This window comes from Micromonospora sp. DT228, from assembly GCF_049841595.1.
In the GTDB taxonomy this organism is placed as follows: domain Bacteria; phylum Actinomycetota; class Actinomycetes; order Mycobacteriales; family Micromonosporaceae; genus Micromonospora.
Genome location: NZ_JBNCKO010000011.1, coordinates 130,791 through 154,810, shown reverse-complemented (window position 1 = coordinate 154,810; position 24,020 = coordinate 130,791). Strand labels below are relative to the sequence as shown.

Annotated in this window: 16 protein-coding genes; 4 read left to right on the top strand and 12 right to left on the bottom strand. The window is 70.9% G+C overall.

Going from position 1 to position 24,020, the window contains the following annotated elements:
• Nucleotides 1–252: 252 nt before the first annotated feature.
• Together ACLQ29_RS22510 and ACLQ29_RS22505 are read left to right on the top strand one after the other, a co-directional pair.
• Complete coding sequence (locus tag ACLQ29_RS22510) at nucleotides 253–3,045, top strand: BTAD domain-containing putative transcriptional regulator (RefSeq protein ID WP_425773467.1); 2,793 nt, start codon at nucleotides 253–255, stop codon at nucleotides 3,043–3,045.
• 69 nt (nucleotides 3,046–3,114) lie between these two features.
• On the top strand, nucleotides 3,115–4,692 hold the full coding sequence (locus ACLQ29_RS22505) for an alpha/beta hydrolase (RefSeq protein WP_425773466.1): 1,578 nt from the start codon (nucleotides 3,115–3,117) through the stop codon (nucleotides 4,690–4,692).
• Nucleotides 4,693–4,805: 113 nt separating this feature from the next.
• Here the strand turns inward: ACLQ29_RS22505 and ACLQ29_RS22500 are convergent, their stop codons facing one another.
• Nucleotides 4,806–5,972, bottom strand: a complete 1,167-nt coding sequence (locus ACLQ29_RS22500) for a hypothetical protein (RefSeq protein ID WP_425773465.1) — start codon at nucleotides 5,970–5,972, stop codon at nucleotides 4,806–4,808.
• Nucleotides 5,969–6,481 carry a SigE family RNA polymerase sigma factor gene (locus tag ACLQ29_RS22495; RefSeq protein ID WP_425773464.1) on the bottom strand — a complete coding sequence of 171 codons (513 nt, stop codon included), beginning with the start codon at nucleotides 6,479–6,481 and terminating at the stop codon, nucleotides 5,969–5,971. Before ACLQ29_RS22495 ends, ACLQ29_RS22500 begins: the two co-directional genes overlap by 4 nt.
• A 206-nt stretch (nucleotides 6,482–6,687) precedes the next feature.
• Between ACLQ29_RS22495 and ACLQ29_RS22490 the strand changes: the two genes are divergently transcribed.
• Nucleotides 6,688–7,611: a hypothetical protein gene (locus ACLQ29_RS22490; protein ID WP_425773463.1), complete on the top strand. Its 924-nt coding sequence runs from the start codon at nucleotides 6,688–6,690 to the stop codon at nucleotides 7,609–7,611.
• Nucleotides 7,612–7,657: 46 nt separating this feature from the next.
• Here ACLQ29_RS22490 and ACLQ29_RS22485 read toward each other — a convergent pair whose 3' ends face one another.
• The 6 genes from ACLQ29_RS22485 to ACLQ29_RS22460 all read right to left on the bottom strand — a co-directional run bounded on the left by ACLQ29_RS22485 (nucleotide 7,658) and on the right by ACLQ29_RS22460 (nucleotide 16,150).
• A complete protein-coding gene (locus tag ACLQ29_RS22485; RefSeq protein WP_425758515.1) occupies nucleotides 7,658–9,385 on the bottom strand; it encodes an IlvD/Edd family dehydratase in 1,728 nt (575 codons plus the stop codon).
• Nucleotides 9,386–9,446: 61 nt separating this feature from the next.
• Nucleotides 9,447–10,331 carry a carbohydrate ABC transporter permease gene (locus ACLQ29_RS22480; RefSeq protein WP_425773462.1) on the bottom strand — a complete coding sequence of 295 codons (885 nt, stop codon included), beginning with the start codon at nucleotides 10,329–10,331 and terminating at the stop codon, nucleotides 9,447–9,449.
• Complete coding sequence (locus ACLQ29_RS22475; protein ID WP_425773461.1) at nucleotides 10,331–11,272, bottom strand: carbohydrate ABC transporter permease; 942 nt, start codon at nucleotides 11,270–11,272, stop codon at nucleotides 10,331–10,333. The genes ACLQ29_RS22480 and ACLQ29_RS22475 overlap by 1 nt, the downstream gene beginning before the upstream one ends.
• Before the next feature lie 79 nt (nucleotides 11,273–11,351).
• On the bottom strand, nucleotides 11,352–12,692 hold the full coding sequence (locus ACLQ29_RS22470) for an ABC transporter substrate-binding protein (RefSeq protein WP_425773460.1): 1,341 nt from the start codon (nucleotides 12,690–12,692) through the stop codon (nucleotides 11,352–11,354).
• 102 nt (nucleotides 12,693–12,794) lie between these two features.
• Complete coding sequence (locus ACLQ29_RS22465; protein WP_425773459.1) at nucleotides 12,795–14,978, bottom strand: alpha/beta hydrolase; 2,184 nt, start codon at nucleotides 14,976–14,978, stop codon at nucleotides 12,795–12,797.
• Nucleotides 14,979–15,133: 155 nt separating this feature from the next.
• Complete coding sequence (locus tag ACLQ29_RS22460) at nucleotides 15,134–16,150, bottom strand: LacI family DNA-binding transcriptional regulator (protein ID WP_425773458.1); 1,017 nt, start codon at nucleotides 16,148–16,150, stop codon at nucleotides 15,134–15,136.
• A gap of 685 nt (nucleotides 16,151–16,835) precedes the next feature.
• Here ACLQ29_RS22460 and ACLQ29_RS22455 point away from each other — a divergent pair.
• Complete coding sequence (locus tag ACLQ29_RS22455) at nucleotides 16,836–18,359, top strand: alpha-N-arabinofuranosidase (protein WP_425773457.1); 1,524 nt, start codon at nucleotides 16,836–16,838, stop codon at nucleotides 18,357–18,359.
• 95 nt (nucleotides 18,360–18,454) lie between these two features.
• Here the strand turns inward: ACLQ29_RS22455 and ACLQ29_RS22450 are convergent, their stop codons facing one another.
• From ACLQ29_RS22450 to ACLQ29_RS22435, 4 genes are all read right to left on the bottom strand, one after another.
• Entirely contained in the window at nucleotides 18,455–20,029 is a 1,575-nt protein-coding gene (locus ACLQ29_RS22450; RefSeq protein WP_425773456.1) for an alpha/beta hydrolase-fold protein, read from the bottom strand.
• A gap of 87 nt (nucleotides 20,030–20,116) precedes the next feature.
• A complete protein-coding gene (locus ACLQ29_RS22445) occupies nucleotides 20,117–21,628 on the bottom strand; it encodes an aldehyde dehydrogenase (NADP(+)) (protein WP_425773530.1) in 1,512 nt (503 codons plus the stop codon).
• A 2-nt stretch (nucleotides 21,629–21,630) separates the two neighbouring features.
• Complete coding sequence (locus ACLQ29_RS22440) at nucleotides 21,631–22,842, bottom strand: fumarylacetoacetate hydrolase family protein (protein ID WP_425773455.1); 1,212 nt, start codon at nucleotides 22,840–22,842, stop codon at nucleotides 21,631–21,633.
• The gene (locus ACLQ29_RS22435) at nucleotides 22,839–24,020 is read right to left on the bottom strand and encodes a mandelate racemase/muconate lactonizing enzyme family protein (protein ID WP_425773454.1); all 1,182 of its coding nucleotides are present in this window, start codon (nucleotides 24,018–24,020) and stop codon (nucleotides 22,839–22,841) included. Before ACLQ29_RS22435 ends, ACLQ29_RS22440 begins: the two co-directional genes overlap by 4 nt.

Below are 24,020 nucleotides of genomic sequence, written 5' to 3'. Positions count from 1 at the left end.
CCATGGGTGAGAATTGCCTACCCGACGGCGAACGCCATCCCTTCCCCGTGTGCTCCGCCGCCCCGATGACAGATGCCAGCCATCTTCTCATTGACCATAGATCAACTCCATAGCTGAATTGAATGACAATAATGTGGTGGGAGCAGCCGCCGTCGACCGCCTCGGACGGCCGCACCCGTCGCCGGTCGACATCGGACGGAGGTCAGGCCGTACGGTGGGGTGATGGCCCGGCGTGACGGGGGGAGGCCAGCGATGCGATATCACCTGCTCGGGTCGGTCGAGGTGTGCTCTCCCGCCGGGCAACGGCTGGCGCTCGGCACGCCGATGCAGGTGCGCCTGCTGGCCGTCCTGCTGTCGCAGCCGGGTAGCGCGTGGTCCATCGACCAACTCGTCGACGAGCTGTGGCAGGGCCGCCCGCCGAAGACGGCAGCCGGCAACGTGAAGACCTACGTCTGGGCGTTACGCCGAGCGTTGCGGTCCCCGGGCGCACCGGACCCCGCCATCGAAGCCGGGGCCACCGGTTACCGTCTCGTCCTCGACAAACAGACGTTGGACAGCGTCGCCTTCGACGACCTGGCCCAGCGCGGCTATCACGCGTTGCGACAGGACCGCTGCGCGGATGCCCTGCGGGCGTTCGAGTCGGCGCTGGCGCTGTGGCGGGGCGAACCGTTCGCGGGCCTCCCCGGCGCGGGCGTGTTGCTCTCCGTCCGGACCCGGCTCGAGGAGCAGCGGTCGAGTCTGCTGGAGGAGGTCGCGGACCTCCACCTGCGCGCCGGCCGGCACAACGAGCTGATCGAGCCGCTCCGCACACAGATCGACGGGGATCCGCTGCGCGAGCGCCCCTGGGGGCAGCTCATGGTGGCCCTGGCCCGGGCCGGACGGCGGGCGGACGCGCTGACGACGTACCGGCGGTTACGCCGACTCCTGGCCGATGAGGTGGGAGTCGAGCCCGGCGCCGATCTGCAACGGCTGCACACGAGCATCCTGCGGGCCGACCGGGAGGTGTCCACCTCCGGGGCGCGGCCGCCGGAGAGACAGCCGCCACGGATCGTTCCCCGGCAGTTGCCCGCCCCGCCGACGTTGTTCACCGGTCGGACCCGCGAGCTGGCCCGACTCACGACGCTGTTGCTCGACGACGCCGACCCGGCCGGCACCGTCGTCGTCACCGGCACCGGCGGGGTCGGAAAGACCTGGCTGGCGCTGCGCTGGGCACACGACAGCCTGCACCACTATCCGGACGGCCAACTCCACGTCGACCTGGGCGGTTTCGGCACGGCGACACGGGAGGCCGCACCGTCGGCCGTGGTCGTCCGGTCGCTGCTGCCGGCCCTGGGCGTCAAACCCCTGGAGATACCCGCCGAACCGGCGGCCCAGTTCGCCCTGTACCGGAGCCTGACCGCGGAGCGACGGCTGCTCGTGCTGCTCGACAACGCGCGCGACGCCGAACAGGTCCGGCCGCTGCTTCCCGGGTCCCGCCGATGCGGCGTGATCGTGACTAGTCGCCACACGCTGCCCGGCCTGGTCGCCGCCGAGGGCGCCCACACCGTCGCACTGGACCTGCCCAGCACCTCCGAAGCACGCCAGTTGCTCGTGCGTCGGCTGGGTGCGCGGGCCGCCGCCCAGCCGGCCGCGGTGGACGAGCTGGTCAGCCGTACCGCGCGGTTACCCCTCGCACTGTCCATCGTGGCGGCGCGGGCCGCCGCCCGACCCACGTTCCCACTCCAGGCCATCGCGGATGATCTGGCCGCGCCCAGGGGCGGGCTCACGGCCCTGGCCACCGACGACGCCGCCACCGACCTGCGTACGGTGCTCTCCTGGTCGTACCGCCTGCTCGGTCCGGACGCGGCCCGACTGTTCCGGCAGATCAGCCTGCACCCCACGGCCGACCTCGGCGCGGCTGCGGCGGCCAGCCTCGCGGGGGCGCCACCGCACCGGATCCGGCCCGCGCTCGACGAGTTGACCCGGGCGAACCTGCTCTCCGAGCAGTCCCCCGGCCGCTTCCGCTGTCACGATCTGCTCCGGGCCTACGGGGAGGAACTGACCGACACCCACGACTCCGCGGCCGGCCGCAGAGCTGCCCGCAAGCGCGTGTTCGACCACTACCTGCGAGCCGTCCGTGCCGCCGCGAGCCTTGTCGACGCCAGCTACCAGCCGACCGATCCGCTGCCCGCCGACGCGGCACCGCAGGCGTTCGCCGACCACCGGTCGGCGCTGGCCTGGTTCACCGTCGAGCAGGAGGTGTTGCTGGCCGCCGTCGACGAAGCGGTCGCCCACCGCTTCGACGCCCACGCCGGGCAGCTCGCCCAGGCCCTCACCCCCCTGCTCAGCCGGTTGTCGCGGTGGCACGACCTGAGCACCGTACAGACGGCCGCGGTCGCCGTCGCCCGACGCCGGGACGAGCCGCGCGCCGAGGCGGTGGCGTACCGGGACCTCGCGCTGGCACAGCTCCAGCTCCGCCGGTACGCTGCCGCCCGCAGCCACCTGCGCAGCGCGATGGCACGGTACGACACGATCGGTGACCGGCCCGGGCAGGCGAGCATCCACCTGCACCTCGCCTGGGTGTACGACATCGAGGGCAGCCCGCGCGAATCGCTGCCGCACGCCGAGGCGGCACTGGAACTGTCCAGCGGTAGCGACGACACACACGGCACGGCCGCCGCGCTCAACGCGATCGGGTGGGGCCACGCCCGGCTGGACGAGCACGTCCGCGCCATCGCCTACTGTGAGCAGGCGCTGGCACTCCATGCCGAGGCGCAGAACCGGGTGGGCGAGGCCCACACCTGGGACAGTCTCGGCTTCGCGCATCAGGGTCTCGGGGCACACCCGACGGCGGCGGCCTGCTATCGACGCGCCCTCGCGCTGTATTCCGACGCTCAGGACCAGTGCGGACGGGCCGAGACACTCGTGCGGCTCGGCGACAGCCACCGGGCGGTGGGCGACCACGACACGTCGGTAGACCTCTGGGGACAGGCGCTGGCGATCTTCGACCGGCTCGGTCACCCGGGGGCCGAGGAGCTGTCCGAGCGGTTGGCGACCGCGCGCTGAGCGTCCCCCGTGGGCCGCATCCGCACCGGCATGGATCCGGCATGGACCGGTCGTCGGCAGGCTGGACGAATGCTGACCATGAAGAGACCAATTCTTCGGCGACGCGGCGGGGTCCACCGTCGACGCCCACCACTTGTCCGTCGCCTTCCGGCCGCCGTCGCGGTCCTCGTCGCCCTGTCGCTGAACGCCCCACCGGCGTTCGCGGTCGCCACGCCCGCGTCGCCAGGCGGCACCGGCCCGACCACCGGTTCGGTCGTCGCCAGCAGCACCAGCGGATGGAATGGCCGCATCGACTGGCAGGCGTGCGCGGACCCCGCCGACGATCCAGGTACGCGATGCGGCACCCTGCGCCTGCCTGTCGACTGGGCCCGGCCGGGAGGGGAGACCTTCGAGCTGGCCCTGGCCCGCCGTCCCGCCGCCGACCCGGCCGCCCGCATCGGCGCCCTGGTCTTCAACCCCGGTGGCCCCGGCCTGTCCGGGGTGGACGTGGCGCTGACGGCTGCCAGCCAGCTCGGGCCGGACGTGCTGCGCCGCTTCGACATCATCGGCTTCGACCCCAGGGGTACGGTCCGTAGCGCGCCGGTGCGCTGCTCGTCGGCGTTGCTGGCCCGGCACCCCTCCCTGACGCCCGCCACCGCGGTGGAGTTCGAGCGACTCCGCGCCTACAACCGCCAGTTGCGCGAGGACTGCCGCGCGCAGAGTGGCCCACTGTTCGACCACCTCGACAGCGTGAGCGTCGCGCGTGACACCGACGCCATCCGGGCGGCACTCGGTGAGCGCCAGCTCAGCTTCTACCAGTGGTCCTACGGCACCCTGATCGGGCAGGCCTACGCCGAGCTGTTTCCCGACCGCGTCCGCGCACTGGCCATGGACAGCGTGATGGACCACAGCCAGGGGGTCCGGGAGTACTTCCGCGGCGGGGCGGCCAGTAACGAGGCCCTGTTCCACGAGTTCGTGAGCTGGTGCGAGCGGACCCCGAGCTGCGCGCTGCACGGCCGCGACGTGCCGGCGCTGTACGACCGACTGATGCGCCGCGCCGACGCCGGCACGCTTGTCGACGCGGGCACCGGCGACACGCTCACCTGGTTCGAACTCGGGTTCGCGACGTTCGTCAACTTCTTCGACGCGACCTGGGCCGACCTCGCGACCATGCTTCTCGCGTTGGAGCGGGGCGAGCCCGCCTCACTCGCGTCCCCGATGGTGCCGGCCGAGGGCGAGAGCCTGACCGAGTACGCGCTACCCGCGTTCTGCCAGGACTGGTCTCTGCCCGTCAACGGGTTCGCCGAGTGGAACCGGTATCTCGGGCTGTCCCGTGCCGAGGCGCCGCACCTGCGGGCCTCCCCGGTGGCCGTCCGCTTCGCCGCGATCTGCCTGGGCTGGACGGCGGTCAACCCGCAACATCCGCTGCGGGTGCGGACGAGCACCCCGGTGCTGCTGCTCAACGGGCGCTACGATCCGGCCACCCCGTACGACGGGGCGCAGCGCGTGGCGCGCCAACTCGGCACGCACGGCCGCCTCCTCACCTACGAGGGGTCGGGCCACGCCAGCTACCCACGCACGGAGTGCACCCGCAGGAGCGTCGACAGGTACCTTGTCGACCGAGTCCTGCCGCCGGTCGGCGCGAGCTGTCCGGCCGCCCCGGCCTGACGCGTCGGGTCGTCCGGGCGAGCGTCGCCGACGACGTGACACCAGGGTCGGCGTCGAGGCTGCGGGCCTCGGCGCCGACCCGGTGTTCGCGGGGCGGGTCGTCTACGCGGGCCTCAGGCGCAGCGCCACACCAGCGGCCGGTGCTCCTCGTTCTCGTAGACGGAGCCGACCACGGTCCGGCCGTCGTCGCTGATCCCGACGGCCGAGTACGTGCCCGCCTCGGTCGAGGAGACCTCGGGCCGTCCCGGCAACCGGAGCGACGTGCCGTCCGCCGCCACGATCACCGGCGCGCCGTCGTCGACAAGCAGGTCGCCGTTGCCGGCGATCCCGCTCGCCGACGGGTACGGCAGCAGGCTCGCGGCCCCGGTCGTGAGGTTCCACCGCACCGGCAGCATCTGCACGCTCCCGCCCTGCTTGGCGCCGGGGACCATGCCGATCGCCCAGTTGCCGTGTGCGGAGTCGACCGAGGCGTGCGGGGAGCCGTCCGGCAGCGCCAACGCGGCCCCGGCGCCCTGCGGCGTCCACCGGTAGGGCACGTCGTCCATCGTGCCGACGACGGTGCCGTTCTCGGTGATCCCGGTCGCCGTGGATCCCGGCCGGCCGAGGAACCGGTACTGCTTCGGGCGGTTCACGGACCACAGCACGGCACGGTGCGAGTCGTTGGCTCCCCGGGCGGTGCCGACGATGTCACCCCGGCCGTTCACCGCGTGCACCAGGACCGCGTCGTAGCCGGGCGGGGTGGTCAGGAAACTCAGCGTCCCTCCCCGGTAGACCCAGCCGGTGCCGTCGCCGTTGGTGCCGACCACGTACCCGTCGGCGTTGACCTCGCCAGCGTGCTCGGCGGCGGCCGGCAGGACCTCGGCCCGGCCGTCGGTCCACAGCACGACCCGCCCGTCCTCGTTACCCGTGCCGATGTCACCGACGATGTGCCGCCCGGTGGGGTCGACGCCTGTCGCCACCGCCACCGGACCCCTTGTCGGCCGCGGCAGCACGGACGCCGCACAGGTGAGCGACCTGGCCGGCGCGGTCGACACGGACACGGTCGGGGACACCGCGAGGGCCGGTGGGACCGGAGCGGGTTCGCCGGCGACCCCGCCGAACTGGACGGCGCCCACGGCGCCGAGCCCGGCCAGCACCGTCACCGTGGCGAAGGCGCCGGCCCGGCGGCGCTGTCGGCGACGCCGGCCGTCGCGGATCGCGCGGTCCAGGTCGACGCGCGGCTCGGGGACCGGCGCCGATCGCAGCAGCGCGGCGATGCGCTCGTCGTCCACCGTGGTCATCTCGAATTCCCTCCGGCCATCTCGGTGACGTCGAGCACCTGGCGGATCGCCGCGAGCGCCCGAGCCGTCTGCGACTTCACGTTGCCTTCGGAGCAGCCCATCGCGGCGGCCGTGTCGGCAAGCGACAGGTCGCACAGGAACCGCAGGACCAGCACGGTGCGCTGGCCGCGGGGCAGGTGGGCGAGCGCGGCGACCAGGCTGTCCCGCTCGGCCACCTCGTCGTGCGGCAGGACCGGGCGGTCCGGCTCGGGCGTCGACCCCAGCAACCGGACCTTCGACCAGCTCAACCGCTTCTCGTCGACGAGCTTGTGGACGAGCATCCGGTGCACGTACGCGTCGACGTTGTCGGCTCGGCTGACCCTGCGCCAGTGCACGTACAACGCCGTGATCGTCTGCTGCACCACGTCGTCGGCCAGATGGGCGTCGCCGCACATCAGGAACGCGGTCCGATGCAGGCTCGGCAGTCGCGCGGACACGTACTCCACGAACTCCCGCTCGGCATCAATCAATTGAGGCTCCCTCCTCCGCAAGCTCGACGGGTCCGGACGACCGCCGGGTTGCGTCCGGGCCGAGGTTCGGCGAAATGCCAGGTCAGCGCCGGTGACCGTAGCAGCGCGTGCGGCCATCGGCGTTCGGCGCGGCTCCCTCCGGCGAGGGAGCACCCTCCCCTGTCAGCGGGGTTCTCTCCCGCCGCGGCAGCGGCAGGATCGGACGCATGGCGACATCGATCGCCCGCAGGGCGGGCCACGGCCTGACGTACGCGGTGCTCGGCTGGGCTGTGGCATACGGGGGCGTGCGTCTGGCCTGGGCCGTCGGCGGGAGCCCGGAGTTCCGGCAGTTCGGATCGGACCTGCTGGTGTTCACCGGTTGGTGGTCGGTGGCGTTGTGTCTGGCCGCCGCCGTCGTGGCGGTCGCGCTGGATTGGGTGCCGACGTGGCGGCCGGTGCTCGCGGGAGCCGCCTGGGCGGTCACCGGGGCGCTTGTCGCGGCCGCCGCGATCCTGCTGCCGGAGCTTGTGGGTTTCCTGCTGTTCACGGTCGGCCCGTACTTCGACCCGACGGCGTTCGTCAGCCGGCTGGGTTGTGTGACCGGAGCGGCCCTGCTCGGCCTGGCCACCGCCCGCTATCAGCGGCGCACCAGGGGCGACTGCCCGCAGTGCTGCCGGACTGTCCGGCCCGGTCACCGACGCGCGGTGCCCGCGCGGTGGGCACGCTGGGCCGCGTACGCGGCGGTGGCCGGTCTCGGAACGCGCTTCGCGGCACAGGGCATGGTGGGCGGCCTCGCCCAGAACGCCGCCGTGATCGGGCTGGAGGTCGGCCTGTTGCTGGCGGGAGGGCTGTTGCCGCTGGCGCTCGTGCACCGCTGGGGTGAGGTCTGGCCGGGGTGGGTGCCGCTGCTCGCCGGCCGCCCGATCCCCCGTCTGCTGCTGCTGGTGCCCGGCTTCGGGCTCGGGGTGGGCATCGTGGCGTACTTCGGCATGGGGCTTGTGCAGTTGGTGTCCGGCTCGGCCAGCGAGTTCTCCGACGCGTTCCTCTGGGTGGCGATGTCGGCGTACTGGGTCCTGGGGCTCGGTCTCGTCGTGGCGTCAGGCGACTATCACAGGCGTACCCGCCGGGATTGTGCGGCCTGCGGACGGTGACGGGAGCCCCGGCCGCGCGCCGGGGCTCCCGTTTCGCCTCGAGCGGTCAGTGCGAGTGGCGGGGTACGGCGCTGCCGCTGCCACCGACCAGAAAGTCGAGGTCCGCGCCCTGGTCGGCCTGGAGAACGTGTTCGCTGTAGAGCCGCGACCAACCCCGGTCGGCCGTGCGCGGTGGCGGCTGCCAGGCGGCGCGGCGTTGGGTGAGTGTCGCGTCGTCGACCAGGAGGTCCAGTCGCCGCGTCGGGACGTCGACGCGGACCAGGTCGCCGGTGCGCACCAGCGCGAGCGGGCCACCCACGGCGGCCTCCGGTGCCACGTGCAGGACGCAGGTGCCGTACCCGGTGCCGCTCATCCGGGCGTCGGAGATCCGCACCATGTCGGTGATGCCGGCGGCGAGCAGCCGTCGTGGCATCGGCACGTTGCCCACCTCCGGGAAACCGGGATAGCCGCGTGGTCCGGCGTTGCGGACCACGATCACGGTGTCCGGGGTGACGTCGAGGTCGGGATCGTCGGCGGCGACGACGTAGTCCTCGATCCGGTCGAAGACGAGCGCCGGCCCGGTGTGTTGGAGAAGGTGCGCGGAGGCAGCGGAGACCTTCAGCACCGCCCCGGACGGCGCGAGTGACCCGCGGAGCACCACGGTGCCCGAGCCGGCGGGTTGGAACGGCTCCGCCAGGGTGCCGATGACCTGCCGGTTCCAACACCGCACGCCGCTGATGTTGTCGGCGACGCTCTTGCCGCTGACGGTGACGTGGTCCATGTTGAGCAGGGCGGCGATCTCGTTCATCACCGCCGGAACGCCGCCCGCGTAGGCGAAGTCCTCCATCAGGTACGCCCCGGACGGCATCAGGTTGACAAGCATGGGCACGTCGGCGGTGAGGGTGTCGAAGTCCTCCAGGGTCAGCGGGACGCCGAGGCGTCCGGCGATCGCCAGCAGGTGGACGACGGCGTTCGTGGAACCGCCGATCGCGGCGTTCACCCGAATCGCGTTCTCGAACGCCTCCCGGGTCAGCACCGTGGACAGTCGTTGGTCCTGCGCGACCATGTCGACGATCCGGCGGCCGGCGGCCTGGGCGAGCGCGTACCTGCGCGAGTCGACCGCCGGCACGGCCGCCGCTCCCGGCAGTTGCACGCCGAGCGCCTCGGTCACGCAGGCCATCGTGGAGGCGGTGCCCATGGTCATGCAGTGGCCCCGGCTGCGGGACATGCCGACCTCGGCCTCCGCGCAGTCGGCCGCGGTCATCCGGCCGGCGCGCTGCTCCTCGGTGAAGCGCCAGACGACGGTGCCCGAGCCGATGTCCTGGCCCCGGAACTTGCCGTTCAGCATCGGACCACCGGTGATCATCAGGGTGGGCAGGTCGACGCTCGCCGCGCCCATCAGCAGGCCGGGGGTGGTCTTGTCGCAGCCGGAGAGCAGCACCACCCCGTCGAGGGGGTTGGCACGGACCGACTCCTCCAACTCCATGGCCAGCAGGTTGCGGTAGAGCATTGTCGTGGGCCGCATCAGGGGCTCGCCCAGGCTCATGGCGGGGAACTCCAACGGCAGGCCGCCGCTCTCCCACACGCCCCGCTTCACCGATTCGGCCAGGTCGCGCAGGTGGGCGTTGCAGGGGGTCAGCTCCGACCAGGTGGTGGCGATGCCGATCACCGGGCGACCGTCGAAGACGTCGTCCGCGAAACCCTGGTTGCGCATCCAGGAGCGATGGATGAACCCGTTGCGGCCCTCCGCACCGAACCACTGCCCGCTGCGCAGCGGACGATCCGTCGTCGACATCAGCTCACCTTCCTGTCATTCGTGCGGCCGCGTGGGGTGCGCGGCGATCGAGGGGTGGCACCTACCGGAGGCCGCCGACGGACAGGCCGCCGCGCCAGTGCCGTTGCAGGCTGAAGAACGCGATGATCAGTGGGATCACCGAAACCAGCGAGCCCAGGATGATGAGGCTCCACAGCGAGGTGCCTCCCGAGTTGTTGGCGGAGGCGATGCCCTGCCAGAGGCCCAGGCCGACGGTCACCGGGAACAGCCGGTTGTCGGAGAGCATGGCCAGTGGCAGGAAGTAGTTGTTCCAGGACGCCACGGCCGACAGCAGGAGCACGGTGACCACCGCGGGGCGCATCAGCGGGAGGGCGATCTGGACGAAGGTCCGCACCTCCCCCGCGCCGTCGACACGTGCCGCGTCCAGCAGCTCGTCGGGCACGGCGTCGCGCGCGTACACGTGCATCAGGTAGACCCCGAACGGATTGAGCAGCGACGGGAGGATCACCGCCCAGACCGTGTTGGTCAGGCCGAGCCGGGAGAACATGATGAAGGTCGGGATGACCAGGGCGGTCGCGGGCACCATCAACGCGCCGAGCACGACGGCGAAGCTGAAGCGCCGGGCAGCGAAACGGTACTTGGCGAAGCCGTAGCCGGCCATCACCGACAGGACCGTGGCGCCGATTCCGCCGGCGATCGCGTACAACGTGGAGTTGAGGATCCACCGCAGGTAGATGCCACCGTCGTAGGTGAAGAGCTGCCGGAGGTTGCCGAGGTAGTCGACCTGGTCGGAGAACCACAGGGTGTTGCCGCCGCCGAACAGCCCCGGCGCGTCCTTGGAGCTGTTGACGATGACCCACCAGAACGGTACGAGGAAATAGATCACCATGAAGCCGAGAAGGATCTGCAGCGGCAGATAGCGTTGCGGTCGGCGGGGGCCGGCGCTGTCGCTTGTGCGGTTGGCCATCAGAGGAAGCTCCTCCGCTTGCGGGTGAAGAACAGGAACGCGTACACGCAGATGAACACGATGCCGCCGAGGGCGAACGAGATCGCCGATCCGTAGTTGAAGTTGGCGAGCGCGAATGCCTGCTGGTACGCGTACATGTTGGGGGTGAAGTCCGTCCCGATCGTGCCGGCGGCGAGGTACCGGAGGATCTGTGGTTCGTTGAAGAACTGCAGGGTGCCGATGAGCGCGAAGACCAGGATGAGGATCAGCGCGGGCGCGATCAGTGGGATCTTGATCCGCAGCGCGACCTGCCATCGCCCGGCGCCGTCCATCCGGGCGGCCTCGTAGAGCGTCGGGTCGACGCCCTGCAACGCCGCGTACAGGATGATCATGTAGTAGCCGACCCACTGCCAGGTGACGACGTTGAGCAGGCCGTAGAAGATCAGGTTGCTGCCCAGGAAGTCGGGTGCGGTCGCCCCGAACAGCCCGAAGATGTCGGTGAGCGGGCCGAAGCCCTTGCTGTAGAGGAACCCCCACATCACCGCGCCGATCACCGTGGGGATCGCGTACGGGAGGAAGATCATGAGGCGGGAGAAGCGCGCGAACAGGGAGGTCACCGAGTCCAGGATGAGCGCCATCGCCAGCGCGATGACGATCTGCACCGGGATGGCGACGAGTGCGAAGCGGATGACGAACCACGCCCCGGACAGGAAGCTCGGGTCGGTGAACGCCTTCACGTAGTTGTCGAAGAGGACGAAGCTGGTGCCGCCGATCAGCTTCTTCTGGAAGAGGCTGAGGTAGAGCGCGTATCCCAGCGGCGCGATGAGGAATGCCAGGAAGACGATCGCGAACGGCCCGACGAAGAGCCATCCCATCAGGTGTTCGCGGAGGTGCACCTTGCCACGGGTCTTGCGCTTCTCGGTGCGGGTACGCGGTGTGCGCTGCTCGGTCAGGAGTGTCATCTGTGGTCTCCGGGACGTGGACGCTGCGGGGGTCGCGGGTGGGCCGGCCGTCGAGCGGCGGCACGGCCCACCCATCCGGTCACTGAACGGTGAAGCCCTGCTCCTTGGCGTACTTCGCCACGTCCTCCTGGAGCCTGTCGGCGGCCTGCGAGCCGGTGACGGAGCCCTTGATGATCTCGCTGATCTGCTTGGTCATGGCGTCGAGGTAGTACTGACCGAAGGGTGCGTAGGCCACGCCCTTGTAGGCCTCGGCGGCGGGAAGGTAGACCTCCTTGTTCGCCTGCTGGCCGTCGAAGAACGCCACCTTCAGGTCGACGAACGCGGGATCCTTGAGCGCCGTGAGGTTCAGCGGGAAGATGATCTGGTTGGTCCAGCCGTCGGTGAGCGACTCCTTGTCGGCGTAAAGCCCGTAGGCGACCTTCGCCGCCAACTCCGGCTTCTTCGCCTGCTTGGTCACCGAGAAGGCCGACCCGCCCCAGTTGACCTGCACCGGGTTGTTCGCGTCCCACTGCGGCAGCGGCGCCACCGCGAACTTGCCGGTGTCCTGACCCTTGCCGACGCCCGCGCCGGTGAGATAGCCCGGCGCCCACGCCGCCGAGATGTACGTCGCGTAGTTGCCGTTGATCACGCCGGAGATGTACTCCGGGACGAACTGGTCCTGCGTCCCGACCAGGCCCTTCTTGGCGAGGCCACCCCAGTAGTCCAGCACGTCCTTGGACGCCTGGTCGTTGAGCTTCACGCCGATCGACTTCGGCTGCGCCGGATCGAAGGTGAAGGGCGCGGCGCCCTTCTGGATCTGCAGCGCCATCAGGACCGCCGGGACGTTCGCGCCGAGGTCACCGAACAGTGGGCCACCGGCGTCCTTCACCTTCTGCGCGGCCTGCTCGTACTCGGCCCAGGTCTTCGGTGGGGTGATCTTGTACTTGTCGAAGATGTCCTTCCGGTAGATCATGCCCATCGGGCCACCGTCGACCGGGACGCCGTAGACCGCGTCGCCTACCGACACGTCCTTCCAGGCGCCCTCGCCGTAGTTGGCCTTGACCGCGTCGAAGCCGTACTTCTTGATGTCGACGAGCGCGCCCTGGATCTGGAAGGTCGGGATCCGGTCCGCCTCGACCATGATCACGTCGGGCGCGCCGGTGCCCGCCGAGACGGCCGTCTGGAACTTGTCGTACTCGTCGCCGCCCTGCCCGACGTTCGTCCAGCAGACCTGCACGTCGTCGTGCTGCTTGTTGAAGTTGTCGACGACGAGCTGGGTGTTGGGGTACCAACCCCACATCGTCACCACCGGCACGTCCTTCTTGGTGATGGTGTTCGTGCAGTTGCTCGCGTCGCTTCCCCCCTCGTCGGAGGAACAGCCGACGAGCCCGGCCCCGGCCGCGAGCATGGTTACCGTGGCGAGTATTCGTTTCGTCTTCAAAGACGTTCTTCCCTTCGGCGATGGCGGTGCGACAGTTACCTGCTCGGCGGGCGTCACCGGGGCAGGAGGCCCTCCCCCGGTGACGCCGCCGAAGACGTGCTCCTAGCGCTTGAACAGCCGCGGCGCCAGGTCGATGAGGTTCTTCTGCCACACGTCCCAGCCGTGCGGCCCGGGGGTCACCCCGTCGAACTCGTAGCGGATACCGAGGTTGTCGAGCGTGGTCAGGGACGCCATGAAGCTCGGGTAGACGAAGTCGGTCTGGTCGCCGACGTACAGGCGCAGCATCGTCGTGCCGCTGTTGATCGCCTCGACGTCGACGCCGGTGCCGCTGCCGAACCCGGCCGAGAGCGCCGCGACGTAGGCGAACTCGCCCGGGTAGGCCCGCAGCACGCCCAGCGCCTGCCCACCGCCCATCGACAACCCGGCGATGGCCTGCTGGGACGACTCGCTGGAGATGTGGTAGCGGGCGCGGGCCGTCGGCACGATGTTCTCCAACAACTCCCTGTTGAAGTTGGACGAGTTGCCGTTGCCCATCACGACGACCATGGGCGTCAGGTCACCGTCGAGGAACTGGTGGTCGAGGATCTGCTTGGCGCGCCCCATCTCGACCCAGTCGGTGTAGTTCTGACCGCCGCCGTGCTGGAGGTAGAGAACGGGGTACGGCTCGGCCCGACCCGGGTCGTACCCGGGTGGTGTCCACACCAGAGCCGTGCGATCCTGGCCGGCCACCGTGCTGGGATAGGTCATGCTCTCGACGGTCCCGCCCCGCCCGGCGGGCACGTCCGTCAGCAGACGGGCGCCCGGCCCGGGGACGAGGAAGGTGCTCCACGTCGGTTCCGTGGTCACAGTGGTCGGGTTCGAGGTGTCCTTGACCGCGACCCGGTCCACGATCAGCCGGTAGTAGTAGAGCCAGGGCTTCAGGGGGCCCACCGTCGCCCGCCACCGGTCACCGTCGCGGGTCAGCGGCACGCGCAGCCAACTGCCGCCCGGCGCGATGTTCGCCCACACCGTGACGTGCTGGGCGTCGGTGAAGTCCGGGCCCGTCTCGAACGTGACGAACCCGTCCTTGGTGACGAAGGGCGTCGGGGTGGTGCCGGCCGGCGGCGGAGCGAACTCCCCCCTCAGCGGCCGGTGACCGGGGCGCGGACCGTGGTCCGACACGTGCTGGAACAACCGCGGCACGAAGTCGACGAGATCGTCCTGCCAGGTCGTCCAGTTCGCGCCGCCGTCCGGGTCGACCCCGTCGAACTCGAACCTGACGTCGGCTCGGTCCAACGCCCTCAGCAGTCGATAAGTGGTGTTGTACGCGGGATCTGTCACGTTCCCCGTGTATAGGCGCAGCACCTTCACGGTGCGGTTGACAGTCGTGGCGTCCTTGCGGTCGATCCGGGGGACCGTCCGGCCCGAGAACCAGCCGACGTGGCCGAACTGACCGGGCCTGGCCAGCGCGGCCTCGAGCGCTGTCGTCGCGCCGTCGGACACTCCCGCGATCGCCTGGTGCGCCGGATCGCGGAGGATCCGGTAGCTGTCGGCGACCGCCTCCCGGAGGTCCCTCAACTCCCTGCCGTCCGCGCCGTTGGCATCGTTGATCACGACCACCATCGGCTTGATGACGCCCTCGGCCGAGAGGTTGTCGAGGATCTGCCTGGTGCGGCCGAGGTCGAGCCAGTCGGTGGCGGTCGCGCCGTCGCCCGACTGGAGGTAGAGCACCGGGTAACCCTTCGGACCCTTGGCCGCGTACCCCGGTGGTGTCCACACCAGGGCCGACCGCTGCCCGCTCCTGGTCCGGTAGCTGAGAGTCTCGACTGTGCCGCCGGTGCCCGGCGGAGCGTCGGCCAGCCACCGCGCCGAGTCACCCGGAACGAGGAAGGTGCTCAGGAGCGGATCGGACGCCACCGTTGTGCTGTTCGTCGGGTCCTTGAGGCTCAAGGTGTCGTCGGCGGTGAGCTGGTACTGGTAGAGCCCTGGCTTGAGCGGGCCGAGGATGCCCGACCAGACGTCGCCGCGCCGGGTCAGCCCGAACTCCGCCCAGGCCGCGGAGGGGCCGAGGTTGCCTTCGACGACGACCTGCGACACCGAGCCCAGGCGCTCCTGGACGTACGCGGCCGGGACGGTGAACGAGGCGTAGCGGTCCGGGGATACCTGCAGCCACGGTGTTTCCGCCGCCGCCGCGGGTTGCGGCACGATCAGGACGGCCGCGGCCGCCAGGACCCCGGCGGTGAGGACCGCCGAGAGCCGACGCACGCCCGATCGGCGTGAACGCCAGTGGTACGTTGCGGTTGTCACGCTCCACTCCTTTCCTGCGCCGGCAGCGGATGCGACCCGCCGGCCGGCTCAACTCATCGGCGGATCTCGCCGTCGGTCTGCGCGCACACCTCCTTCGCGGTCCGGCCACCACCGCACCCGAACGGATCGCCCGGCGCGGCGGGCGTACGTCACGCTCATGCCGCGTCTCGTGGTGGCGCGCTCGAGCCGCGGACGACGAGGTTGATCGGCAGCACGACCTGGCGTGGGCCCTCCCACTCGCCGGTCACCAGTGACTTCAACATGCGCGCGGCCTCGTAGCCGAGCTGGTACATCGACTGGTCCACGGTGGTCAGGCCCGGCTCGGTCAGCGCCGACTCCGGGATGTTGTCGAACCCGACGACGGACAGGTCCCCGGGGACCGAGAACCCCAACTCCGCGGCGACCTCCAGCACCTTGAGGGCCATCCCGTCGCTCGCCGCGAAGATCGCCGTCGGCGGGTCCGCCCGCTGCAACAAGGCGCGCGCCAACGGGGTCGCCGACTCGGGGTTGAAATCCCCTTCGCCGATGAGCGTCGGATCGACCGGGATGCCGGCGTCGGTGAGCGCCGCCCGGTAGCCCTCCTCCCGCGACCACGCCGCTGCCAGGCTGGAGCGGCCGGCGATGAACCCGATCCGCCGGTGACCCAGGCCCAGCAGGTGCTCGACCGCAGTGGTGGCGCCCGCGAGGTTGTCGGCCGTCACCGAGGGCGCCGTCGAGCCGCGCACCGGGTCGATGGCCACGATCGGGGTACGGCTCTGCACCTCGCCCCAGGGCGTGACGACGATGCAGCCGTCGGTGAGGGTGCCGGACAGGCGGGTGACGTGCCGTTTCTCCCAGCCCTCCGAATATGACCCGTAGAGGTCGCTGTTGGCGTAGATGATCAGGTCGAAGCCGGAGCGGCTCAGCGCCTTCATCGCTCCCTTGAGCACCTCGGCCGTGTACGACTGGAAGCTGTGTGTCACGAGGCCCAGGACGTTCGTGCGGCTGCGCCGGAGGCTGCTGGCCACCAGACTCGACTCGTAGCCGAGTTGCTCGATGGCCGAGCGGACCTGAGCGATCGTGCGGGCACTGACGCCGTAGTGGCCGTTGACCACCCGCGAGACGGTGGCTGTGGAAACACCGGCAACCCGCGCGACATCACTCATTGTGGCCGGCGCATTGACCTCAATCATGCCGCTCCCTCTGGACTGCAATCGTTATCGGTTACGTTTCCAGGGTGTTGCCAACGTAACCGACAGGGGTTTCGAGCACAAGACCTCCGCGCCTTCCGCGACGCCTGGTACACCGTCCTACCAGGACAGTTGGGCGGGCGGGGCGAGCCACCGGAGGCGCGCACGGAAACGTGGACGCCTGTCACTCTCGGCGCCCGAGGAGAACTGTCGATATCCGCGGCGGCCGGCCGGCAGAAGGGGGCGCAAAGGACCGCCGGATTCCATTCCACAGCGCAGCACGAAATGCGGTTAACCCGATAACCGACACAATGCGCGGCGACCGGCACGCACCCACGCCTGTCGCGTTCGGCCGGGCGTCACCGGCTCGGCGGCGGCCCATCATCGAACATTGATCGCCGGCGACTGTTCCCTACCGTAAACGTAATCGGTAACGTTTACATAGATCGAGAACGTAGTCCACCGCCACCGCGATGTCCAGACCGCACCCGGACCCCACCGCCCTCGGTCGCGCGCGCCGCGGCAGCGATCCCCGGCGTCGGGACCTCGCACGAAGGGAGCCCGTCCTGAACCCCCACCTCGACACGGCGCCGGCGCACCTGGCCGGCGCCGGACGTCCACTCCCCCACCGTTTCCGGTCGCCGGACCAGCCTGCCGCGATCGGGCCGACGCCCACCGGGGAGGCGTCGTGAACACCGCACGCCTGAGCCTGGACCCGCGGCGACGCGTGGCGCCGGTGCCACCCCGGCTCTTCGGCTCGTTCGTGGAGCACCTCGGCCGCTGTGTCTACACGGGCATCTACGAGCCGGGGCACCCGACGGCCGATGCCGACGGCTTCCGGGGCGACGTCCTGGCGCTCGTCCGGGAGTTGGGCGTGACGACGATCCGCTATCCGGGTGGCAACTTCGTCTCCTCCTACCGGTGGGAGGACGGCGTTGGACCCGTCGACAAGCGACCGGCGCGCCTCGACCTCGCCTGGCACAGCCTGGAGACGAACGCGTTCGGGCTGGACGAGTTCATGCGCTGGCTCGGCAAGGCCGACGTCGAACCGATCATGGCGGTCAACCTCGGCACCCGCGGCACCGCCGAGGCTGTCGACCTGTTGGAGTACGCCAATCACCGCGGCGGCAGTCACCTCGCCGACAAGCGTCGCGCCAACGGGGCGACCGACCCGTACGGCATCCGGCTGTGGTGCCTGGGCAACGAGATGGACGGTCCGTGGCAGGTGGGCCAGCGGAGCGGGACCGAGTACGGGCGCCTCGCGGCGCAGACCGCGAAGGCCATGCGCCGCTTCGATCCCGATCTCGAACTCGTCGCCTGCGGCTCGTCACATCTCGGCATGCCCACGTTCGGCAGTTGGGAACGCGACGTGCTCACCGAGGCGTACGACGACGTCGACCTGATCTCGCTGCACGCCTACTACCAGCCGGTCGACGACGACCTGCCCAGCTTCCTCGCCTCCGCCGAGGACATGGACAGATACATCGACGCGGTCACCGCCATCGCCGACTCGGTCGGGGCGATCCGCCGCTCCACCAAGAAGATCATGATCGCGTTCGACGAGTGGAACGTCTGGTACCAGTCCGCCACCCCGTCCACCCCGCCCAGCGGCGAGGACTGGCCGGTCGCGCCGCGGCTGTTGGAGGATCACTACAGCGTGGCCGACGCCGTCGTCGTCGGTGGCCTGCTGATCAGCCTGCTCCGGCACAGCGACCGGGTGACGGCGGCCTGCCAGGCCCAGTTGGTGAACGTCATCGCACCGATCATGACCGAGCCCGGCGGCTCGGCCTGGCGGCAGACCATCTTCCACCCCTTCGCCCGCACCGCCCGGCACGCCCGGGGGGCCGTGCTCGACGTGCTCCGCCACGGCAGCACGACGACCACCGACCGCTACGGTGCGGTGGCGGCTGTCGACGCGGTCTCCACCTGGGACGACAGCACCGGCGAGATGACCGTGTTTCTCGTCAACCGCGTCACCGACACCCCGGCCGAGGTGACCGTCGACGTCAGCGGCGCCCTCCTGACCGGGATCATCGAGTGCGTCACCGTCGGCGGCACCGACCTGGACGCCAAGAACACCGCCGACGGCCCGGACCACGCCGCACCACGACCGAACGACACCGCGCAGAGCGACGATGCCGCCGTCCGGCTGACGCTGCCGCCCGCGTCCTGGACCATGCTGCGAATGCGTGCCACGGAAGCGACCCCGTGACCGGCTGAGCCGGATGCGCCCCGGCCGCCACTCCTGTCACCAGGGGTGGCGGCCGGGGTTTTTCCCACCGCACCGGGGAGGCGTCGAGCCCGGTGTTACCGGACGTCGACCGGTGCGCTCCGTGAGGCGTTGAAGAGCTTGTCACCCCGGTAGTGGGCGACCACCGGAGCAGCGAGTCCACCATGGACGGTCTTCGCCAGGCGGGCGACACCGTTGTGCACCGGGGCCGACCCGAGGCGGGTGTCACCCGCGTAGAAGTCGACACGGCCGGAGGGCGCCCTGGTGGTGGTGCTGACGGCGCCGACCGTCGCGGTGGCGGTGACCCTGGTGTGGTGCGAGGCGCCGGCGGGCGCCGACGTGACGTCGAGACCGGTCGTGGTGGCGCGGAACGTCAGGGTACGCAGGTAGTGGTCCAGCAGCGGACGCCAGACGTGCCAGGTGTGCACCCCCGGCACGTTGTACTCGTCGAGGTCCACGCCGGCAGCCCGCAGGGCCGCCGCGTTGCGCTGCGAGTTCTCGGCGATGTTGCCCAGGCGGTCCTGGAGACCGGTGCCGATCATGATGCCGCCGGCCACCGCCCTCATCCGGTCGACCTGTGCCGGGGTGGCGGCCGGGCCGCCCGCGCTCCAGGCCGCGTGGTAGCCGAACAGGTCCGTGTGGTCGTACATGAGGGTGTACGCCCGGCTGCCACCTGCGGAGAAGCCGGCGAAGGCGCGGTCCTGCGCGCGGGTGGAGACGCGGTAGTTCTGCTCGACGAACGGGAAGATGTTGTTCCGCAGCTCGTCGACGTAGCCCTCGTTGCCGCCGGGCAGGCCGTTGAAGTCGGTGGACACGATCACCATCGGCTCCACGGCGCGATCCCGGATCGCGTTCTCCAGGATCAGGTGGGCGACGCCCTGCATCGTCCAGGCGGTCGAGTGGTCACCGCTGCCGTGACTCAGGTAGAGGGTGGGGTACGGCGTGGCCCGGTGGGGGTCGTAGCCGTGCGGCAGGTAGACGACGATGTCGTGCACGCCGGGCGGGTTCGTCGACAGCGGCGAGGTGTATCGCCGCGACTCCAGCCGCCCGACCCTGGCCACCGGCGCCTGGTAGCCGGTGTCGTACGTCGGGAACTTCCTGCTGGCCGGGACGTAGATCGTGCTGCGGACGGCGCCGGGCGCGCCCGGGTACTGCGGCTGGATCTGCCACCGGTTCGCCGGGTCGTCGTGCAGCGTGCAGCCGCTGGCCAGCTCGTTGGCGCAGTCGTGGGTGAACGCGTAGCGGAACGTGCCGGCGGGCAGCGGCGTGGTGATGGTCCACACCCCGTCGGGACCCTTGCGCAGGGGCAGGATGTGCCACGGGGTCGCCGCGACGTCGCCGGGCTGCCACTCGGCGGGTGGCCGGGCGTCGCCGCAGTCCTGGCAGGAGATGGTCTCCGGCCGGGAGTAGAACCAGTCGCCGTAGATGTGGACCTGCTGGACGTCCTCGGGCGCCCGGTACCGGAAGGTGACCTCGTACCCGGTCGGTGGTGTGTCGGTGCGGGTGACGGTCGGGCCCAGCCGCGCCGGTGGCGCGGCCGACGCCGCCGGGGCGACGACAGTCGTGGCCGCGACGGCGACGGCGGCGAGCAGTGCGAGCAGCGGCCGGCGCCTCGGCGGCGTCGGCAGGGGACGGGGGACTGCGACGGGCATGTTCCTACTCCCTCTTCGGCGTGTGGCAGACCGCGGCGAGCGGCCGGCCGACGATTCGACGGGTGTGGTGAACGAGTACCGGCGCGGCTATTCCACCGCTGGCTCCAACCTCCCGTCGACTCGCCGGGGAATGGCGGTATAGCCGTCCTGTAGTTCCTCGGGAAGGATCCAGACCGGGGCGTCCTGCCAGGCCAGCGGGCGCAGGAAGCGCCGGATCGAGGTGGCGCCGACGGAGGTGTGCACGGCGTTCGTCGACGGCCAGGGCCCGCCGTGGTGCTGGGCCCACGACACCCGGACGCCGGTCGGATAGCCGTCGAAGACGATGCGACCCGACCGGCCGGCGAATCCGTTGACAAGCCGGCGTACGGCGTCGGCGTCGTCGTCCGGTCCAGTGTGGATCGAACCGGTCAGCGACGGTGGGACGGTAGCCAACACGGCGTCGAGGTCGGCGACGTCGTCGTAGCGGACCACGACCAGGAGCGGGCCGAAGCACTCGTCGGTGAGCGCGGCGGTGAGGCCCGACAGATCGACCTCCAGGAGCGTCGGCGCGACGCGGAAACCCGCCTCGGCCTCGATCTTCGGCCGCGCCGAGACGCGAGCGCCGGCCTGCTCGAACGCCGATGCCTGCTGCTCGTACGCGGCCCGGATGCGGTCGTTGAGCAGGACCGCGCCGTCGGTGCCGGCGACCTTCTCCCGCACCGAGTCGACCAGCCGCACACCGCTCGGATCGGACGGGACGAAGGCCAGCCCGGGCTTCGTGCACAGTTGGCCGCCGGAGTTGGTGAAGGAGGCGAACAACCCCTCGGCGATCTGCTCCCCCCGGTCGGCGGCCGCGCCGGGCAGGACGACGATCGGGTTCACGCTGCTCAGCTCGGCGTACAGGGGGATGGGGTCAGGTCGCTCGTCGATGGCCGCCTGGATGCCCCGGGCGGCGCCGACGGAGCCCGTCAACGCGGCGGCACGGATCGCGGGGTGGCGTACCAGCGAGCGGCCGGCCTGCTCGCCGTACACGGTCGCGATCACACCGTCGGGCCCGCCCAGGTCGCCGACGGCCGCCGCGATGGCCTCGGCCGAGGCGTATGAGGTCAACGGGTGCGACGGGTGGGCCTTCAGGACCGTGGGACATCCCGCGGCGAGCGCGGCGGCGGTGTCCCCTCCCGCGACGGAGAAGGCGAACGGGAAGTTGCTGGCCCCGAAGACGGCCACCGGCCCGAGGGGTACGAGCATCCGCCGCAGGTCCGGGCCGCGCCCGAGCGGTGTGTCGGCGGCGTGGTCGATGGCGGCCTCGAGGTAGCCCCCGTCGCGCAGCACGGCACCGAACATCCGGAACTGGATCGCCGCCCGGTTGAGTTCCCCGTCGAGTCGCGCGTTACTGAGACCGGTCTCCGCCTCCGCCGTCGCGACGAGGTCCCCGCGACGGGCCTCCAGCGACGCGGCGATCGCGTCCAGCAGGTCCGCTCTGCCGAGTCTGCCCAGGCCAGACAGCCACCGCGCCGCCTGCGACGCCTGGTCGGCGATCGTCTCCAGCCCCGGCTCGTCGGTTTCGCGCAGATCCGTCGTACGAGTGCGGCCGTCGCGCGGGTCGACCGTGCTGACCATGTTCACAGCAGTCCTCTCCTCACCAGATTGCCCATCAGATCCCGGACGCCGAACTGCCAGGGCTCACACTCCTGGGCGTGGCGCACCCGGTTGACAAGGGTGCCCAGAGCCGGGCAGCCGATCCGTACCACATCGTCGATCTTGTGGGTGAAGCCCTCGCCGGGGCGGTCCCGGTCCTGGGTGGGCGCGAACATCGTGCCGAGCATCAGGGCGGCGCCGTCGGGATAGCTGTGGTGCGGGCCGATCAACTGCCGCACCAGTTCCGCCGGGTCGCGCGACATCCGCGTCATCTCCGAGACCGCCTCCAGATGGAAGCCGTCCACGCCGCTGATGTCCAGGCTCACCTCGAGCTCGCGCACCCGTTCCAGGTCGAACCGTTCGTCGAACAGCCGGATCAGGGGACCGAGGGCGCACGAGGCGTTGTTGTCCTTCGCCAGGGGAAGCAGGAGCGCCGAGCGGCCCTCGACGTCCCGCAGGTTCACGTCGTTGCCGAGGGTCGCGCCGACGATCCGGCCGCTGGACTGGATGATCAGCGTGACCTCGGGTTCCGGGTTGTTCCAGGTCGACGCGGCGAGCACCCCCACCGGGACGGCGGTGCCGACGGCGGAGAGCACCTGACCCTTGGTGAAGATCTCGGCGTCCGGTCCGATCCCCACCTCCAGGTACTGGCTCCAGATGCCCTCGGCGACAAGCAGGCTCTTGAGCCGGTCGGCCTCGGCCGAGCCCGGGGTCAGGCTGTCCAGGTCGGCACCGATGTCGGCGAGCATCCGCTGCCGGATGTCGGCCGCGAGCGCCAGGTCCCCGCGGGCCCGTTCCTCGATGACGCGTTCGACGAGCGAGACGGCGAATGTCACGCCCGCGGCCTTGAGCGCCTGAAGGTCGACCGGGGCGAGCAACCAGGGCCGGGTGTGGTCGCGGGTCACGGCAGCCGTGTTGGCGAGTATCTCGGCGAAGTCGCCCAGCCGCGGCCCGTCGAGCCCGGCCACCGTCGCGGCCGGGTCGGACAGCTCGCAGATGTCCCGGACGGTGGGGAACCGCTGGCTGAGGTCGATGACCTGACCGTCGCGGACGGTCACGGGTGACGGGCCGTCGCCGGCGGGGTCCCAGATCCGGCCGATGAGGACACTGTCGTCGACGTCGTCCGGCAGCGCCTCGGCGGCGGTCCCGAACCAGTCCGCGCCGTCGGGCTGTCGCCGGGGCTGGGGCACCGTCATGAGCCGCTCTCCAGGTTGAAGAAGGATCGCTCGTCGCGCGGACGGATGTCGTACACGGCGTCCTGGAACATCCGGAGCGGGTGCGGTGTGAACGGGTGCCGCTCGATCGCGGCGAGGTCCAGCTCGATGCCCAGTCCGACCCCGGTCGGGATCAGCACGTCGCCGTCGGCGGTCAGCACCAGCCGTTCGTTGGTGATCTCGGGTCGCCACGGCACGTCCGTCGCCATGATCTCCAGGTACCGGAAGCTGGGCAGCGTCGCACCGAGTTGCAGCGTCGCGGCCGTGCTCAGGGGGCCGCTCGGGTTGTGCGGCGCGAACCCCACGTAGCTGGTCGCCGCGAGCGTCGCGATGAAGGCCAACTCGGCGATCCCGCCGGCGTGGGTCACATCGGGTTGGACGAAGTCGACGGCCTGGCGGGCGAGCGCGGGCGCGAAGCCCTGTCGGCCGTACCACCGCTCCCCCGCCGCGATCGGCACCGGCGACGCGCGGCGGATGTCGACGAGCGCGTCGAGGTTGTCCGGCGGGCACGGCTCCTCGAACCACACCGGGTCGAACTGGGCGATCTCCTTCGCGACCTTTATCGCGTGGCGGACGTCGAAGCGGCCGTGCCCCTCGACGAACAGCTCGACGTCCCGGCCCACCGCGCCCCGGACGGCGTCGATCTGGGCGAGCACCCGATCCAACTGCGCGGTGCTGATGGTGAGGTCGTAGTTCTCGAACGGGTCCCACTTGAGGCCGCGGAAGCCGGACTCCACGGTCCGGCGCGCGGCGGCCGCGTAGTCCTCCGGCGTGACGGCGCCGGAGAACCAGCCGTTGGCGTACGCGCGCACCCGGTCACGGGTCGCACCGCCGAGCAGCCGCGAGACCGGGACGCCGAGGTCGCGCGCCGAGATGTCCCACAGGGCCATCTCCAGCGAGCTCAACGCGGTCATGATGACCGGCCCGCCACGCCAGTACCAGTCCCGCGCCAGGTCGTAGAGGATCTTCGAGATGCCTGTGGGGTCCAGACCCACGACCGCCTCGGCCAGCTCGGCGATGGCGCCCTGGACGGCCCGTTCCTTCCCTTCCAGGGTGGCCTCACCGAGCCCGATGATCCCCGCGTCGGTGTGCACGCGCACGATGACGAGGTTCGTGCGGTAGAAGTCGACGACAAGCGTGTCGATGGAGACGATCTTCAT

Excerpts from the sequence above, each read along its gene's own strand:
- ACLQ29_RS22510 (WP_425773467.1), top strand. The coding sequence starts at position 253 with ATGCGATATCACCTGCTCGGGTCGGTCGAGGTGTGCTCTCCCGCCGGG.
- ACLQ29_RS22505 (WP_425773466.1), top strand. The coding sequence starts at position 3,115 with ATGCTGACCATGAAGAGACCAATTCTTCGGCGACGCGGCGGGGTCCAC.
- ACLQ29_RS22500 (WP_425773465.1), bottom strand. The coding sequence starts at position 5,972 with ATGACCACGGTGGACGACGAGCGCATCGCCGCGCTGCTGCGATCGGCG.
- ACLQ29_RS22490 (WP_425773463.1), top strand. The coding sequence starts at position 6,688 with ATGGCGACATCGATCGCCCGCAGGGCGGGCCACGGCCTGACGTACGCG.
- ACLQ29_RS22485 (WP_425758515.1), bottom strand. The coding sequence starts at position 9,385 with ATGTCGACGACGGATCGTCCGCTGCGCAGCGGGCAGTGGTTCGGTGCG.
- ACLQ29_RS22480 (WP_425773462.1), bottom strand. The coding sequence starts at position 10,331 with ATGGCCAACCGCACAAGCGACAGCGCCGGCCCCCGCCGACCGCAACGC.
- ACLQ29_RS22475 (WP_425773461.1), bottom strand. The coding sequence starts at position 11,272 with ATGACACTCCTGACCGAGCAGCGCACACCGCGTACCCGCACCGAGAAG.
- ACLQ29_RS22460 (WP_425773458.1), bottom strand. The coding sequence starts at position 16,150 with ATGATTGAGGTCAATGCGCCGGCCACAATGAGTGATGTCGCGCGGGTT.
- ACLQ29_RS22450 (WP_425773456.1), bottom strand. The coding sequence starts at position 20,029 with ATGCCCGTCGCAGTCCCCCGTCCCCTGCCGACGCCGCCGAGGCGCCGG.
- ACLQ29_RS22445 (WP_425773530.1), bottom strand. The coding sequence starts at position 21,628 with ATGGTCAGCACGGTCGACCCGCGCGACGGCCGCACTCGTACGACGGAT.
- ACLQ29_RS22440 (WP_425773455.1), bottom strand. The coding sequence starts at position 22,842 with ATGACGGTGCCCCAGCCCCGGCGACAGCCCGACGGCGCGGACTGGTTC.
- ACLQ29_RS22435 (WP_425773454.1), bottom strand. The coding sequence starts at position 24,020 with ATGAAGATCGTCTCCATCGACACGCTTGTCGTCGACTTCTACCGCACG.